This window comes from Lysobacter cavernae, assembly GCF_042648505.1.
GTDB lineage: Bacteria > Pseudomonadota > Gammaproteobacteria > Xanthomonadales > Xanthomonadaceae > Lysobacter_L > Lysobacter_L cavernae.
In genome coordinates this window covers 494,428-509,260 of record NZ_JBHRXK010000003.1, presented here as the reverse complement: position 1 = coordinate 509,260, position 14,833 = coordinate 494,428, and the positions used below count along the sequence as shown (strand labels likewise).

General features: G+C 68.0%; 14 protein-coding genes. 1 reads left to right on the top strand and 13 read right to left on the bottom strand.

Going from position 1 to position 14,833, the window contains the following annotated elements; all coding sequences use genetic code 11:
• Positions 1-12: 12 nt before the first annotated feature.
• From rnc to rpoE, 7 genes are all read right to left on the bottom strand, one after another.
• Positions 13-687 (bottom strand): ribonuclease III, encoded by a 675-nt coding sequence (rnc, locus tag ACFOLC_RS09550; RefSeq protein ID WP_386758994.1) that lies wholly within the window; start codon positions 685-687, stop codon positions 13-15.
• Entirely contained in the window at positions 680-1,057 is a 378-nt protein-coding gene (locus ACFOLC_RS09545) for a DUF4845 domain-containing protein (protein WP_386758993.1), read from the bottom strand. Before ACFOLC_RS09545 ends, rnc begins: the two co-directional genes overlap by 8 nt.
• 75 nt (positions 1,058-1,132) lie before the next feature.
• Positions 1,133-1,918, bottom strand: a complete 786-nt coding sequence (lepB, locus tag ACFOLC_RS09540; protein ID WP_386758992.1) for a signal peptidase I — start codon at positions 1,916-1,918, stop codon at positions 1,133-1,135.
• Positions 1,919-2,004: 86 nt separating this feature from the next.
• On the bottom strand, positions 2,005-3,798 hold the full coding sequence (gene lepA, locus ACFOLC_RS09535) for a translation elongation factor 4 (protein WP_386758991.1): 1,794 nt from the start codon (positions 3,796-3,798) through the stop codon (positions 2,005-2,007).
• Between the two features lie 124 nt (positions 3,799-3,922).
• The gene (locus ACFOLC_RS09530; protein WP_386758990.1) at positions 3,923-5,437 is read right to left on the bottom strand and encodes a DegQ family serine endoprotease; all 1,515 of its coding nucleotides are present in this window, start codon (positions 5,435-5,437) and stop codon (positions 3,923-3,925) included.
• Positions 5,438-5,525: 88 nt separating this feature from the next.
• A complete protein-coding gene (locus ACFOLC_RS09525) occupies positions 5,526-6,428 on the bottom strand; it encodes a sigma-E factor negative regulatory protein (protein WP_386758989.1) in 903 nt (300 codons plus the stop codon).
• Positions 6,429-6,430: 2 nt separating this feature from the next.
• Complete coding sequence (rpoE, locus tag ACFOLC_RS09520) at positions 6,431-7,048, bottom strand: RNA polymerase sigma factor RpoE (protein WP_386758988.1); 618 nt, start codon at positions 7,046-7,048, stop codon at positions 6,431-6,433.
• A 220-nt stretch (positions 7,049-7,268) separates the two neighbouring features.
• Here rpoE and ACFOLC_RS09515 point away from each other — a divergent pair, with 220 nt between their 5' ends.
• Entirely contained in the window at positions 7,269-9,323 is a 2,055-nt protein-coding gene (locus ACFOLC_RS09515; RefSeq protein WP_386758987.1) for a 3-hydroxyacyl-CoA dehydrogenase NAD-binding domain-containing protein, read from the top strand.
• A 223-nt stretch (positions 9,324-9,546) separates the two neighbouring features.
• On the opposite strand, the gene ACFOLC_RS09510 is transcribed toward ACFOLC_RS09515, so the two are convergent.
• The 6 genes from ACFOLC_RS09510 to ACFOLC_RS09485 are packed head-to-tail and all read right to left on the bottom strand — an operon-like array spanning position 9,547 to position 14,773.
• Positions 9,547-9,900 carry a PilZ domain-containing protein gene (locus ACFOLC_RS09510; RefSeq protein WP_386758986.1) on the bottom strand — a complete coding sequence of 118 codons (354 nt, stop codon included), beginning with the start codon at positions 9,898-9,900 and terminating at the stop codon, positions 9,547-9,549.
• A gap of 8 nt (positions 9,901-9,908) precedes the next feature.
• On the bottom strand, positions 9,909-10,877 hold the full coding sequence (locus ACFOLC_RS09505) for a DNA polymerase III subunit delta' (RefSeq protein ID WP_386758985.1): 969 nt from the start codon (positions 10,875-10,877) through the stop codon (positions 9,909-9,911).
• Between the two features lie 8 nt (positions 10,878-10,885).
• Positions 10,886-11,554 carry a dTMP kinase gene (tmk, locus tag ACFOLC_RS09500; RefSeq protein ID WP_386758984.1) on the bottom strand — a complete coding sequence of 223 codons (669 nt, stop codon included), beginning with the start codon at positions 11,552-11,554 and terminating at the stop codon, positions 10,886-10,888.
• Positions 11,551-12,609 (bottom strand): endolytic transglycosylase MltG, encoded by a 1,059-nt coding sequence (gene mltG, locus ACFOLC_RS09495; RefSeq protein ID WP_386758983.1) that lies wholly within the window; start codon positions 12,607-12,609, stop codon positions 11,551-11,553. Before mltG ends, tmk begins: the two co-directional genes overlap by 4 nt.
• Positions 12,606-13,418 carry an aminodeoxychorismate lyase gene (gene pabC / locus ACFOLC_RS09490; protein WP_386758982.1) on the bottom strand — a complete coding sequence of 271 codons (813 nt, stop codon included), beginning with the start codon at positions 13,416-13,418 and terminating at the stop codon, positions 12,606-12,608. The genes mltG and pabC overlap by 4 nt, the downstream gene beginning before the upstream one ends.
• Positions 13,415-14,773, bottom strand: a complete 1,359-nt coding sequence (locus tag ACFOLC_RS09485; protein ID WP_386758981.1) for an aminodeoxychorismate synthase component I — start codon at positions 14,771-14,773, stop codon at positions 13,415-13,417. The genes pabC and ACFOLC_RS09485 overlap by 4 nt, the downstream gene beginning before the upstream one ends.
• Positions 14,774-14,833: the final 60 nt, after the last annotated feature.

The following is a 14,833-nucleotide window of genomic DNA, read 5'->3' as shown; positions in this document are numbered from 1 at the left end:
CACCGCGCAGGGCTACGGCGCGCGCCGTGTCGATGCCTGCAGCAACTCCAGCACCTGTTCCGCAGCCAACTGTTCGGCGGCGCGGCGCGAACCCGCCTCGCTTTCGGCCACGGCCACGGGATCGGTGGTCTCACAGCGCACCAGGAAAATGCGCTCGTGATCCTCGCCGCGTGCATCCATCAGGTGGTATTGCGGCAGCGGCTTCTGCCGCCCCTGCAGCCATTCCTGCAGGCGCGTCTTGGCATCCTTGCCCACCTTGTGCGGCGGCGGCAGCACGGCAATGGCGCTGTCGAACCAGGGCAGCACCGCGGCGCGGCAGGTCTCGAAACCGGCGTCGAGGTAGATCGCCGCGACCACGGCCTCCAGCGCATCGGCCAGGATCGAGTCGCGGCGGTGGCCGCCAGACTTCATCTCGCCTGGGCCGAGGGTCAGGCGCGCGCCGAGTTCGAGGGTACGTGCGATCGGCGCCAGGGCGGACTCGCGCACCAGCTCGGCGCGGGCACGGGTCAGCGCGCCCTCGTCGGCCTGCGGCCAATGCGCGTAAAGCGCTTCGGCGATGATCATGTTGACCAGCGCGTCGCCGAGGAATTCCAGACGCTCGTTGTGCGGGGCGCCGGCACTGCGATGGGTCAGGGCCTGCTCGAGCAGGTCCGGCCGGACAAAGCGGTGGCCGATGCGGTCAATCAATGCCGTCGCGGCGCAGCTGCTGCTCAGCCATGAAGTGGCCGACCACGTCGATGTTGGCGATCAGCGGGCGCCGGACCTCGTAGTCGACGGACATGGTGTAACCGGCATCCTTGCGGGCGAACTTGACGTTCTCCGGCTTCACGTTGTCGGCATAGCTGATGTACAGGCGGCGGAAGAACAGGTCCTTGATCTTGCCCGGATCCTGCTGGCTGATCCCCGGCTCCTTGGACAACTCGTTCAGCGCCTGCTTGACCGCGTAGTACTCCGAGTACATCGGGATCAGCTTCATGCCCATGTAGATGAACACGCCGACCACCGCCAGCACCAGGACGAATCCGATCAGGGTCATGCCGCCCTGCGTACGCTTCATTGCACTCTTCATTGCACTTCCCCCTTGGATTGTCCGTGCCTGCCGCCGCGGTCCCCACCGCCGGCGATTACAGAATTACGGAATGCTGCTGCCAATGCGTGAGACATCCACGCCCCCGTCGATGTGCATCCAGATCAGGAATGCCTTGCCGCGCAGGTTCTGCTCCGGCAGGAAGCCCCAGTATCGGCTGTCCTCGCTGTTGTCGCGGTTGTCGCCCATCACGAAATAGTGACCCGGCGGCACCACCCAGTCGCCTTCGCCCTGGTCGATGAACGGCAGGTTGGTGCGCTCCAGGATCTGGTGCTCGCGGCCGAGCACGTTCTCGCGCAGTTCCTCGGCGCCGGTCATCTCGGTGCCGTTGCCCTTGCCCTGGTAGACGCCAAGCGGCGCGTACGGGAGCACCTTGCCGTTCACGCTGACCTGGTTGTCGTGGTAGCCGATGCGGTCACCGGGCAGGCCGATCACGCGCTTGATCCAGTCCTGGTCGGGATGGTGCGGCGGACGGAACACGACCACGTCGCCCCGTACCGGCTCGCCCAGACCGACGAACTTCTTGTTGGTGATCGGCAGGCGCAGGCCGTAGGTGAACTTGTTGACCAGGATGAAATCGCCGGTCAGCAACGTCGGCATCATCGAGTTGGACGGGATCCGGAACGGCTCCGCAACGAAGCTGCGCAGGATCAGCACGATCGCCAGGACCGGGAAGAAGGCCTTGGAGTAGTCGACGATCATCGGCTCCTTGCCTTCGTCGAGCAGGCTCTCGTGGGCAGCGCGACGCTTGGCAAGAAACAGTTTGTCGACCAGCCAGACCAGGCCGGTGATCAGCGTCAGCGCGACCAGCGCGATTTCAAACCATCTCATCGTGATGCGCTCTCCATGATCCGCGCCGTAACCCAGGCGACGCCCCCGGCAAGGTAACGTCGCCCATCAATGTTGCGCCAGTGGCCTTACTTGTTGTCGACCTGCAGGACCGCCAGGAAGGCTTCCTGCGGGATTTCCACACGCCCCACCTGCTTCATCCGCTTCTTGCCCTCCTTCTGCTTCTCGAGGAGCTTCTTCTTGCGGCTGATGTCGCCACCGTAACACTTCGCCAGCACGTTCTTGCGCATGGCCTTGACCGTGCTGCGGGCGATGATCTGCGAGCCGACCGCGGCCTGGATGGCGACGTCGAACATCTGCCGCGGAATCAGCTCGCGCATCTTCTCGGAAATCTCGCGACCGCGACGATCGGCATGGGCGCGGTGGGTGATGATGCTGAGCGCGTCGACCTTGTCGCCATTGATCAGCGTGTCCACGCGCACGAACGGACCGGCCTGGAAGCGCACGAAGTGGTAGTCCAGCGAGGCATAGCCGCGCGAGACCGACTTGAGTCGATCGAAGAAGTCCAGCACCACCTCGGCCATCGGCAGCTCATAACTGATCTGCACCTGATTGCCCATGTACTGAATGCCGACCTGACTGCCGCGCTTCTCCTCGCACAAGGTGATCACGTTGCCGACATAGTCCGGCGGGGTGAGGATGTTGGCGCGGATGATCGGCTCGCGGATTTCCTCGATCAGGTTGACCTGCGGCAGCTTGGCCGGGTTGTCCAGCGGCATCACGGTGCCGTCGGTCTTGAGCACTTCGTAGATGACCGTCGGCGCGGTCGAGATCAGGTTGAGGTCGTACTCGCGTTCCAGGCGCTCCTGCACGATCTCCATGTGCAGCATGCCCAGGAAGCCGCAGCGGAAGCCGAAGCCCATCGCCTCGGAGCTTTCCGGCTCGAAGCGCAGCGCGGCATCGTTGAGGCGCAGCTTGTCGAGGGCTTCGCGCAGGTCCGGATAGTCCTCGGCATCGACCGGGAACAGGCCGGCGAACACGCGCGGCTGCATCTCCTGGAAGCCCGGCAACGGCTTGGTGGCCGGGTCACTGGCCAGGGTCAGTGTGTCGCCGACTGGCGCGCCGTGCACGTCCTTGATCGACGCGTTGATCCAGCCCACTTCGCCGGCGCCGAGCTTGGGCAGCTCCTTGCGCTTGGGGGTGAAGACGCCGACCTTGTCGACCAGGTGGGTACGCCCGGTCGACATCACCAGGATCTTGCTGCCCGGCACGATCTCGCCCTGCATCACCCGCACCAGCGAGACCACGCCCAGGTAGTTGTCGAACCACGAGTCGATGATCAGCGCCTGCAGCTTGTCGGTGTCGCGCGGCTTCGGCGGCGGGATGCGGTGCACGATCGCCTCGAGCACGTCGACCACGTTGAGGCCGGTCTTGGCGCTGATCGCCACGGCGTCCTCGGCGTCGATGCCGATGACGGCCTCGATCTCGGCCTTGGCGCGCTCGATGTCGGCCGTGGGCAGGTCGATCTTGTTGAGCACCGGCACCACTTCCAGGCCCTGCTCGACCGCGGTGTAGCAGTTGGCAACCGACTGCGCCTCCACACCTTGGGCGGCGTCGACCACCAGCAGCGCGCCTTCGCACGCGGCCAGCGAGCGGCTGACCTCGTAGCTGAAGTCGACGTGGCCGGGGGTGTCGATGAAGTTGAGCTGGTAGGTCTTGCCGTCCTTCGCGGTGTACGGCAGCGAGACGGACTGGGCCTTGATGGTGATGCCGCGCTCGCGCTCGATCGGGTTGGAGTCGAGCACCTGCGCCTCCATCTCGCGCGCCTCGAGGCCGCCACAGAGCTGGATGATGCGGTCAGCCAGGGTCGACTTGCCGTGGTCGACGTGGGCGATGATGGAGAAGTTTCTGATCTGCTGCATGCGAGGCGGCGCGAGGCTCGCCGGTTCCATGGAAATTAACGGGCAATTATCGCATACGGCATGGCCATGACAGCCCTGCGCCCGCTGGAGGGCGGGCGCAGGACCTTCCGAAGGCGGGACTGGATCAACCGGTCTTGCTGTCGGCGGTCACCGCGATGAACTGGGTCGCGCCGTCACGGCGCACCAGCAGCATCACGGTCTGACCCGGCTTGGTGCCGGCCAGCTCGCGGTCCAGCGCGGTGGCGTTGCTGACCGAGTTGCGGCCGACTGACAACACCACATCGCCCGGACGCAGCCCGGCCTCGCCCGCGGCATCGCCGGGGTTGCGCACCAGCACGCCCTCGTTAGCCCGCAGACCCAGGCGCTGGCGCTCGCTGACCGACAGGTCCTGGCCCACCAGGCCGAGGGCATTGCCGGCGGTCGGGCGCGCCGAATCGCTGCCCGGCGGCGTCCGATTGCCGCCGCCTGCGGCCACCAGCGGGCCCTCGAGCTCGTTGACGACGACATTGAGGTCGACGTTCTTGCCATTGCGGAACACGGTGACCTTGGCCTTGGTGCCCGGTGCCATGGCGCCGATGATCGGCGGCAGGTCACTGGATTGCGAGATCGCGCGGCCATTCACCGCGCGGATCACGTCGCCGCGCTCGATGCCGGCCTTTTCTGCCGGACTGCCGGAAACCACGTCGGCGACCAGAGCGCCGCTGCTGTCGGGCAGCCCCAGCCCCTTGGCCGACTCGCCATTGATCTGTTGTACCTGCACGCCCAGCTGGCCACGGCTGACCTTGCCGGTCGTACGCAGCTGCTCGGCCGCGCCCATCGCCACATCGATCGGAATGGCGAAGCTCACGCCCATGTAGCCACCGGAGTTGCTGAAGATCTGCGAGTTGATACCGACCACCTCGCCACCGGTGTTGAGCAGCGGGCCACCGGAATTGCCCTGGTTGATCGCCACGTCGGTCTGGATGAACGGCACGTACTGCTGGTTGGCGTACGGGTTGCTGCGACCGACCGCGCTGACGATGCCGGCGGTGACCGAATGGTCGAGGCCGAACGGCGAGCCGATCGCCACCACCCACTGCCCGGCCTTGGCCGAGTCGGCCTTGGCCATGCGCAGGAACGGCAGACCCTTGGCGTCGATCTTGAGCAGGGCCACGTCGGACTGCTCGTCGCTGCCGATGACCTTGGCGGTGAACTCGCGGCGATCGGACAGCGTCACCTTGACCTCGTCGGCGCCTTCGACGACGTGATGATTGGTCATCACGTAGCCGTCGTCGGAGATCAGGAAGCCGCTGCCGAGCGAGGTGCCACCGCCGCGCGGACCGCGCGGGCCACCGGGACCGCCCGGAAAGGGCATCTCATCGCCGAAGAAGCGGCGGAAGATTTCGGGAATCTCGGCCTCGTCCGGCATCTGCCCGCGGGCGCTGCGGCGCGGCGTGACTTCGGCGCGGATATTGACCACCGCGGGACCGACGCGCTGCACCAGCGTGGTGAAATCGGGCAGGCCGCTGACCAGCGGTGCCGCCGGCGTCGCCGCGGGCGGCGGGGCGATCGGCGTGGCCGGCGGCTGCGCGGTGCAGGCGACCGGCGACAGCGCCGCAAGTGCGCCGACCAGGGCAAGGGAGCGAAGCGGACGGTTCATGGGAATCGGCCTCGGAAATGGTTGGGTTGGTTGAAGTAACGCATGGGTGGGCGCAGGCTGCCTGGCCGCGCGCCATCAGGCCGTGATGTCAGGGCTGCGGCCCGGGCACATCGACCGCCGCATTCGTCCCGCTCGCGTCCGGCGGCGCCTGCAGGCTCGGCTCGAACGGATAGAACGATTGCGCGGCAGCCGCGCCGTTGCCATAGCTCGCGGTGAGGCCAGCGGCTGCCGCCTGCGGCAGCACCGCGCGCGGCCACGGCCGGGTGACGATTTCGTTGTGCTGCGGCAGGAAGGGCTTGGCCGGCAAGGCTGTCGCGGCGTTGCCGGTGTCGTTGCTGGCTACGGCGAGCGCGGGCGCTGTCACGGCGGCGGCCACCGCCGGTCTCTGCAGCTGACGCTTAGGCGCGCGCAGCGCGGCACGCTGGCTCTGTCCGCGCGAAGTGCGGCGTTCGGCGGCACGGCGCGGCACCTCAGCGACCGCCACAGCGGCGGCCGCCAAGCCGATCGAGGCATCCGGCACCGGCGGCACCGACGCTTCTTGTACCGGCACGGGTGGCGCCGGAGCGGTGCTGGCGACCTGGGCGGGCGCGGGCGCGCCGGCCAACACTGGATCGCTCGGATCGCTGGAGAACGGCCGCACCACGAACAGCGCCGCGACCGCGACCGACGCCGCCAGCGCGCCGCCGATCCAGCCACGTCGGCTGACCGGTGCACTCACCGCCGGAGCGACCGCCTGCACATGGACGGTTTCCAGGGCAATGGCCGCAGCCACGCGCTCGGCAAAACCGCCGGCGGCGATACCGGTCGCCTCGCCGCGCAGCACGTCGCCGCACAGCTGCCAGCGACCGCAGGCCTGGCGCCACTGCGCATCGTGGCCGAGCCGCTTCAGCGCAAACCGCGCGGCATCGCCGTCCAGTTCGCCGTCAAACAGCGCGCTGAGGACCTCATGGTCGGACGTCTGGCGATCATCGAAGGAGCGGGTATTGGACATAATCAGTGGGTAGGTTTCGCAGTGTCGTTATCGAGCAAGGGCCGCAGTTCGGCGTCGATGGCCTCTCGCGCACGGAAAATGCGCGAGCGGACGGTGCCGATAGGACAGCCCATCTTCTGCGCGATGTCGTCGTAGCTCAGGCCGTCCACCTCGCGCAGGGTGATCGCGGTCCGCAGTTCTTCCGGCAGGGATTCGACCACGCGCATCACCGTGAGTTCGATTTCCTGCCGCAACAGTTCATGTTCGGGCGTGTCGGTGTCGCGCAGGCGCGTGCCGGTGTCGAACTGCTCGGCGTCGCCGGCGTCGATGTCGTCGGTCGGCGGCCTGCGGTTCTGCGCGACGAGGTAATTTTTGGCGGTATTCACTGCGATCCGGTGCAACCACGTATAGAACTGGGCATCGCCACGAAAGTTCGGCAGCGCCCGGTAGGCGCGGATGAAGGTTTCCTGGGCGACGTCCTGGCATTCGCTCCAGTCGGGTATGTAGCGCCCGATCAGGGCGGTGATCCGATGCTGGTACTTGCGCACCAGGGCATCGAAGGCCGCACTGTCGCCGCGCTGGACACGCCTGACCAGCTCCTGGTCCAACTCCAAATCTTTGGGCAACGATATTTCGGCCATGCCGCGCCGGCACTCCTGTCAGCTCGGCCTTGGCCGAACAATGGGACAGCCCTGTTGGGCAAAAGTTCAATCACGATCATTAATGGGGATGGCCGGCGACAGCGCAACGGCCAGGCGTCATACGCCCCGTCGGATGGCGTGCGGTGCGTCCGGATTTGACGGCACCGAAGTCAGATCGGGATGATAGCGGCAGATTCCATACCTGAACGGATGGTGCGGCATGATCGCAGGCCTCGACGGTCTTCGCTTCCAACACTGGCAGACCGAGCTGCGCGCCGACGGCATCCTGCTGCTGTCGTTCGATCGCGCTGACTCGCCGGTCAACACCTTTGCCCAGGACGTCCTGATCGAACTGGACGCCCTGCTCGAACGCCTCGCACTCGACCCGCCCAAGGGCCTGGTGCTGCGCTCGGCCAAGGCCACGGGCTTCATCGCCGGCGCCGACATCAAGGAGTTCCAGGCCTTCGACCAGAAGGGCACGGTCGGCGACGCGATCCGTCGCGGCCAGCAGACCTTCCAGCGCCTGGCCGAACTGCCCTGCCCGACCGTCGCCGCAATCCACGGTTTCTGCATGGGCGGCGGCACCGAGATCTCGCTGGCCTGCCGCTACCGTGTCGCCAGCAACGACCCGTCCACGCGCATCGGCCTGCCGGAAGTGAAGCTGGGCATCTATCCCGGCTGGGGCGGCAGCGTGCGCCTGCCGCGCCTGATCGGCGCCCCGGCGGCGTTCGACATGATGCTGACCGGCCGCACCCTGTCGGCCTCGGCCGCGCGCGCCAACGGCCTGGTCGACAAGGTCACCGACGCCTCCACCCTGATCGACGTCGCCGTCGCACTGGCCCGGCGCGGCACGCAGCGGCCGTTCAAGCAGCGCGCCCTCGGCTGGGCGACCAACACCCTGCCCGCGCGCAAGCTGCTCGCGCCGATGCTGACCAAGCAGGTCGCGCGCAAGGCGCGCAAGGAGCACTACCCGGCGCCGTATGCGCTGATCAACACCTGGGCCAGGTCCGGTGGTGGCGTGCAGGCAAGGCTGGCGGCCGAGCGCAAATCGGTGGTCAAGCTCGCCTCGACGCCGACCGCGCGCAACCTGATCCGCGTGTTCTTCCTGCAGGAGCGCCTCAAGGGCCAGGGCGGCAAGGACCACGGCATCACCAACGTGCACGTGGTCGGCGCCGGCGTGATGGGCGGTGACATCGCCGCCTGGTCGGCTTACAAGGGCTTCAACGTCACCCTGCAGGACCGCGAGCAGCGCTTCATCGACGGCGCCCTGACCCGCGCGCAGACGCTGTTCGAGAAGAAGGTCAAGGACGAGGCCAAGTGCGCGACGGTGTCGGCGCGCTTGAAGGGCGATCTCGCCGGCGACGGCGTGCCGGCGGCGGACCTGGTGATCGAGGCGATCATCGAGCAGGCCGAGGCCAAGCGCGAGCTGTACACGGCGCTGGAGCCGCGCATGAAGTTCGACGCCCTGCTGACCACCAACACCTCGTCGATCCCGCTGGGCGAGCTGCGCGAGCACATCGGCCGTCCCGCACATTTTGCCGGCCTGCATTACTTCAACCCGGTCGCGCTGATGCCGCTGGTCGAGATCATCCACCACGATCGCATCGCGCCGCAGACACAACAGCGCCTGGCGGCGTTCTGCAAGGCGATCGACAAGCTCCCGGTGCCGGTCGCTGGCACGCCGGGTTTCCTGGTCAACCGCGTGCTGTTCCCGTATATGCTCGAAGCGGCGACCGCGTTCGCCGAAGGCATCCCCGGTCCGGCCATCGACAAGGCCGCGGTGAAATTCGGCATGCCGATGGGGCCGATCGAGCTGATCGACACGGTCGGTCTCGATGTCGCCGCCGGTGTCGGCGCGGAGCTGGCCCCGTTCCTCGGTCTGCCGATCCCGGCCGCGCTGGCGACGCCGCCGGAGCCAGGCAAGCGCGGCAAGAAGGACGGCCAGGGCCTGTACAAGTGGGAGAACGGCAAGGCGGTGAAGCCGGCGCTGGCGAAGGACTACCAGACCCCGTCGGACCTGGAAGATCGTCTGATCCTGCCGCTGCTCAACGAAGCGGTGGCCTGCCTGCACGACGGCGTGGTCAGCGATGCGGATCTGCTCGATGCCGGCGTGATCTTCGGCACCGGCTTCGCCCCGTTCCGCGGCGGCCCGATCCAGTACATCCGCGAAACCGGTGCCGATGCGCTGCTGGAACGCCTCAAGCAACTGCACGCGCGCTATGGCGATCGGTTTGCGCCGCGACCGGGCTGGGATTCACCCGCCCTGCGCAACTGAGGTAGCCCGGGTAAGGCCGAAGGCCGCACCCGGGGTCGAGTCATCACGTCACGATAGCCCCCGGGTGCGCTTCGCTTACCCGGGCTACGCGTGTTGTCCTTCGGCCGTTGCCCAGAAAGGCCACACCATGGAGGAAATCAAAGCCACTGGATTCCCGCCTTCGCGGGAATGACGAGCAAGAGCACCTAGCCACTCCCTGCGCTACGCGTGAGGGAGGGAGCACTCACATCGTATGCGTCGCCCGCTCCGCATTGAGCGTGCCCGCCAGCAACGCTTCGATCTTGCCGCGCACCGTCTCGCCCTCGGCGCTGTCGGCGAACTGCACGCCGATGCCGGCCGGGCGGTTGCCCTGCGCGCCGACCGGTGTGACCCAGACCACCTTGCCGGCGACCGGCAGACGCTCGTTCGATTCCGGCAACGTCAGCAGCACGAACACCTCGTCGCCGAGGAAGTAACGCTTCGGCGTCGCCACGAACACGCCGCCCTGCTTCAGGAACGGCATGTAGGCGCTGTACAGCGCCGCCTTGTCCTTGATCGCCAGCGACAGGATGCCCTGCCGCGCACTGCCTGCACTCATGTTGCTGCTCATCCCCTGCTTCCCCCGTTGGCCCGCCTGCCTTCTTCGGCACGCCAGGCCAGCAACAATTCGACGACTGCGAGGTCAGCGCGGACCGTGGTCCGCAGCAGATCGCGTGTCCGGTTCGCTTGATCGAACCACGCGGCCAGACTGCGCGCTCGCACCGGGTCGGTCAAGCCGGCCGCCTCGGCCAAGGCCAGGTCGGCAGCGTGGCGCAGACGCAGGGCGGCGTTGTCGTCGCCGACCCAGCGTTGCGCGGTCTCGACCACGGCTGCCTCGCCGCGGCCCAGCTTGGCCAGGTCGGTGGCGACTTCGCGGCGCAGCTTGAGGCCATCGCCTTGCAGCCATTCGTGCGCCAGGCCCGGATGGCCGCGCGCGGCCTCGAGTGCCTCGCGCGCGACCACGTCAGCATGCCCGTGCGTCTTCAGCCAGGCCAACGCTTCGTCCGGCGGCGGCAGGCGAAATTCGAGGCGCTGGCAACGGCTGCGGATCGTCGCCGACAGTCGCGCCGGATGCGCGCTCACCAGCCACAGGTAGCGGCCAGGCACCGGCTCCTCCAGCGTCTTCAGCAAGGCATTGCAGGCAGCGTGGTTGATCGCATCGGCCGGATCGAGGATCGCGACCTGCGCACCGCCGTACTGCGGGGTCAGCGACAGTTGTTCGGACAGGCGGCGCACCTGTTCGATCACGATCTCGGTGCGCAGTCGCGTGCCCTCCTTGTTCGGCACGAACGACACCACCTGGAAATCCGGATGGGTGCCGGCGGCGAGCAGGTGGCAGCTGCGGCAGGCACCGCAAGGTTCGCCGTCGGCGCCGCGTTGCTGGCACAGCAGGCGCTGCGCGAGGCGCTCGGCGACGGCGCGCTTGCCGAGCTGGGCCGGACCGCAGAACAGCAGGCCGTGGCCGAGGCGGCTGGCGTCGAGCGCGGCCGCGGCCTGTTCGTAGATGCGCCGCTGCCACGGCGCGAAAGCCGGCATTGTCGCGCTCATACCGACGCCTCGATCAGCACGCGCAGGTGCGCGACCGCCTGCGCGGCGACTGCCTCGGGCGGCTGTGAGGCATCGATCACACGGAAGCGTTGCGGCTCGGCCTCGGCCCGGGCGAGATAACCGCTGCGGACGCGCTCGAAAAAGTCCTCACGCTCACTCTCGATGCGATCGGTGGCGCCACGTCCGCGCGCGCGTTGCAGACCGACGGCGACTGGCACGTCGAGCAGCAGGGTCAACGCCGGCACGATGCCGACCACGCGTCGCTCCAACTCGGCGATGAATGCCGGATCACCGCCGCGGGCTGCGCCCTGGTAGGCGTAACTGGCGTCGGTGAAGCGGTCGCTGATCACCCAGGCACCGCGCCGCAACGCCGGCAGCAGGGTTTCGCGCACGTGCTGCGCGCGCGCGGCGAACACCAGCAGCAACTCGGCTTCGGTGGTCGGCGGCTCGTGGTGGGTGTCGAGCAGCAGTCCACGGATCTGCTCGGCCAGCGGCGTGCCGCCGGGCTCGCGGGAGCTGACGACCTCGTCGCCAGTGTCCTCCAGCACCGCACGCAGCGCCCCGAGCACGGTCGACTTGCCAGCGCCCTCGCCGCCTTCGAGCGTGATCAGGCGCGGCCAGCGTTGCAGCGCATCCGTCGACAAATGCTTCGTCGTCGGGCTCATTGCGCGCTCGATGCCTGCGTGGCGCGGCGGTAGTTCTGCAGGTAGCTGCGCACGTTGGCCTGGTGCTCGGCCAGGGTCCTGGCGAACAGGTGGCGGCCGCTGCCGTCACCGACGGCGACGAAGTACAAATCCTCGCCCGATGCTGGCCGCGCCACCGCGTGCAGCGCGTCGCTTCCCGGCATCGCGATCGGCGTCGGCGGCAGGCCGGCGCGGGTGTAGGTGTTGTACGGCGTGTCGGTCAGCAGGTGGCTTTTGCGGATGTTGCCGTCGTAGCTCGCACCGATGCCGTAGATCACGGTCGGGTCGGTCTGCAGGCGCATGCCGATCTTGAGGCGACGCTCGAACAGGCCGGCGATGCGCGGGCGCTCGGAGGCGATGCCGGTCTCTTTCTCGACGATCGAGGCGAGGATCAGCATGTCCTCGGGCGACTTCAGCACGCTGTCAGCGCTGCGCCGCTGCCAGGCGCCGGCGAGCGCCTTGGCCATGGCCACGTGCGCACGCTTGAGCACGTCGAGGTCGCTGTCGCCGCCGGTGTAGAGGTAGGTCTCGGGCAGGAAGCGGCCCTCGGGATGCTGGCCGGGTTGGCCGAGCGCCTTCATCAGTGCTGCATCGTCAAGCGTGCCGGCTTCCTGCTTCAACGGCTTCGCCTTGGCCAGCGCGGCGCGCAGTTCGCGGATGTTCCAACCCTCGACGAGGGTGAAGCGGTGATGGATCACCTTGCCGTCGCGCATCGCCAGCAGCAGTTGACGCGGCGAGGTGCCGGGCGTCAGCGCGTACTCACCCACCTGCAGTTTGCCGGCGGCATCGAGCTGCTTGGCCAGCGCGCGCCATTCGAGCAGGTCGCCTTCACGGACACCGGCCTCGCGCAGCTTGCGCACCACCGCCGGCAGCGAGTCGCCGCGCTCGACCAGCACGCTCTCACCGGCTTCGATCCCGGACAGCGGTGCATCGGCGAAGCTCGTATAGCGCTGCCACAACCAGGCACCGGCAACGGCGGCGATCAACAGCAACAACAGGAAAAAGCCGCCCAGGCGGCGCTTGCGTTTGCGACTCACGAAACCTCCGTGGCGAATGCGGGATGCTCGGCGGCCAGGTGCCGCTGCAACTGCGCCACCTGCGGGTGCGGTCGCCACGTGCATGCGCCCAGCCGCGCCACCGGCAGGATACCGCGCACGGCATTGCACAGGAAAACCGCGTCGGCGGCTTCGACTTCGGTCACAGCCAGGCGCGCCTCCTGCGCTTGGAGCGTATCCAATGCCCAGGATCGGCACACTCCGGCCACGCCGCAACGGTCGATGCGTGGTGTTTTCCACTGCCCCTCGTGCAGCACGAAGACATTCGCCGCGATCGCGCTGACCACGTCCCCCGCCTGGCTGAGCATCAGGCCTTCGTGGACGTCGGGATCGCTCCACTCGCCGCGCGCCAGCACCTGCTCGAGCCGGTTGCAGTGTTTGATACCGGCCAGTGCCGGCTGCAAGGCCAGCCGGGTGTCGCACCAGCGCAGTTGCAATCCCGCCGTTGGAACGGCGGGAAGCGGGTGCACGGCGAGGTTCCAATTGGGCTCTGCATCGGGCGGCGGAGCATAGCCGCGCCCGCCGCTGCCACGGGTAACGATCAGCTTGAGCACGCCGTCGCCGCCATCGAGCAGCGCGTTGACTTCATCACGGACCCGGGCCTGATCGGGCAGGCGCAGCCGCAGTGCGGTTGCGCCGCGCGCCAACCGCTGCCAGTGCGCATCCCACCAAAGCACGTTGCCGCGATGCGCACGCATCGTCTCGAACAAGCCGTCGCCGTACGCCGTGCCGCGGTCGTGATCCGGCCAGGCCGGTACCGCGCGCTCGCCGGAAAACCAGCGCACGCTCATCCGGCCACTCCCAGCGCACGCAGCATGCCGCGCGCCTTGGCCCGGGTCTCGTCGAGTTCGCGTTGCGGATCGGAGTCGGCGACGATGCCGGCGCCGGTGCGGAAGCGCAGCGTGTCGCCCTCCACTTCGGCACTGCGGATCAGGATGTTGAGGTCGAGGTCGCCGTCGCGGTTGAGCCAGCCCATCGCGCCGGTGTAGGCGCCGCGGCCGACGCCTTCCAACTCGGCGATGATCTGCATGCAGCGCACCTTCGGGCAACCGGTGATGGTGCCACCGGGAAACACCGCGCGGATCACCTGCCCCGGCGTCACCTCGGGTCGTAGGCGACCGCGTACGTTGCTGACGATGTGGTGGACGTGGGCGTAGCTTTCCACCGTCATCAGCTCGTCGACCTCGACGCTGCCTGGCGTGCACACGCGGCCAAGGTCATTGCGCTCCAGGTCGATCAGCATCACGTGCTCGGCGCGCTCCTTGGGGTTGCCGATCAGCTCCTGGATGCGCGCCGAATCGTCCTCACTGTCGGGTAAGCGCGGGCGCGTGCCGGCGATGGGTCGGGTTTCCACCACCTCTCCGCGCACCGATACCAAGCGTTCCGGCGAGGCACTGACCACCGCCCAACCGTCACCAGAAAACACGCCAGCGAACGGCGCCGGGTTGTTCTCGCGCAGCCGCTGAAACAGCGCCGCCGGGTCCAGTGGCACGTCAAAACGCGCAGACCAGCCGCGCGACAGATTGGCCTGGAACACATCGCCGGCCGCCAGGTAGCCGAGCACGCGCTTGACACCGTCGGTGAAACGCACGGGTTCGTCTTCGTCCAACTCGCGTGGCCCTTGCCAGACTGGCAATGGCGGCAGGCGCGAGGCAGCCTCGGCATCGGCCAGCACCGATGCCAGCAACGCCTGATGCTGCGACTCGGTCACCGCCACGCACTCGCCGCTGGTGTGATCGCGCAGCACCGCCGCCGGGCACCGCAATGCCAGCGCCACCGGCAGGTCGCCGGCGGCACGGGGCAACGTCAGCACGTGCTCAACCTGCGCGGCGGCCTCGTATCCGAAGAACAGCGCCCAGCCGCCGCGGAACGGCCAGCGCGGCTCATCGCGCGGCACACGCTCGGCCTGCCAGGCACTGTCCAGCGCGTCGAAGAAATCGGACCCGAGCACGCGTCCGTCGCCATCGCGCGTGACACCCTGCGCATCAAGCCGCAGCACCTCGCCATTGCCCACCAGCAGCAGGTCCCAACGCCCCTGCGCGGTGCCGTGGGCGCTGGACTCCAACAGCAACGGATAGCGCTGCGGCGCCAGGCGCTGCAGCGACAGCAGATCGATCGTGGACGGCAGCGAGCGGGTTACGAGCATCTGCGTATTAGACCGCGTTTCTGTCGCACCCCGAGTATTCTTCGAACAGAGGCACAAACG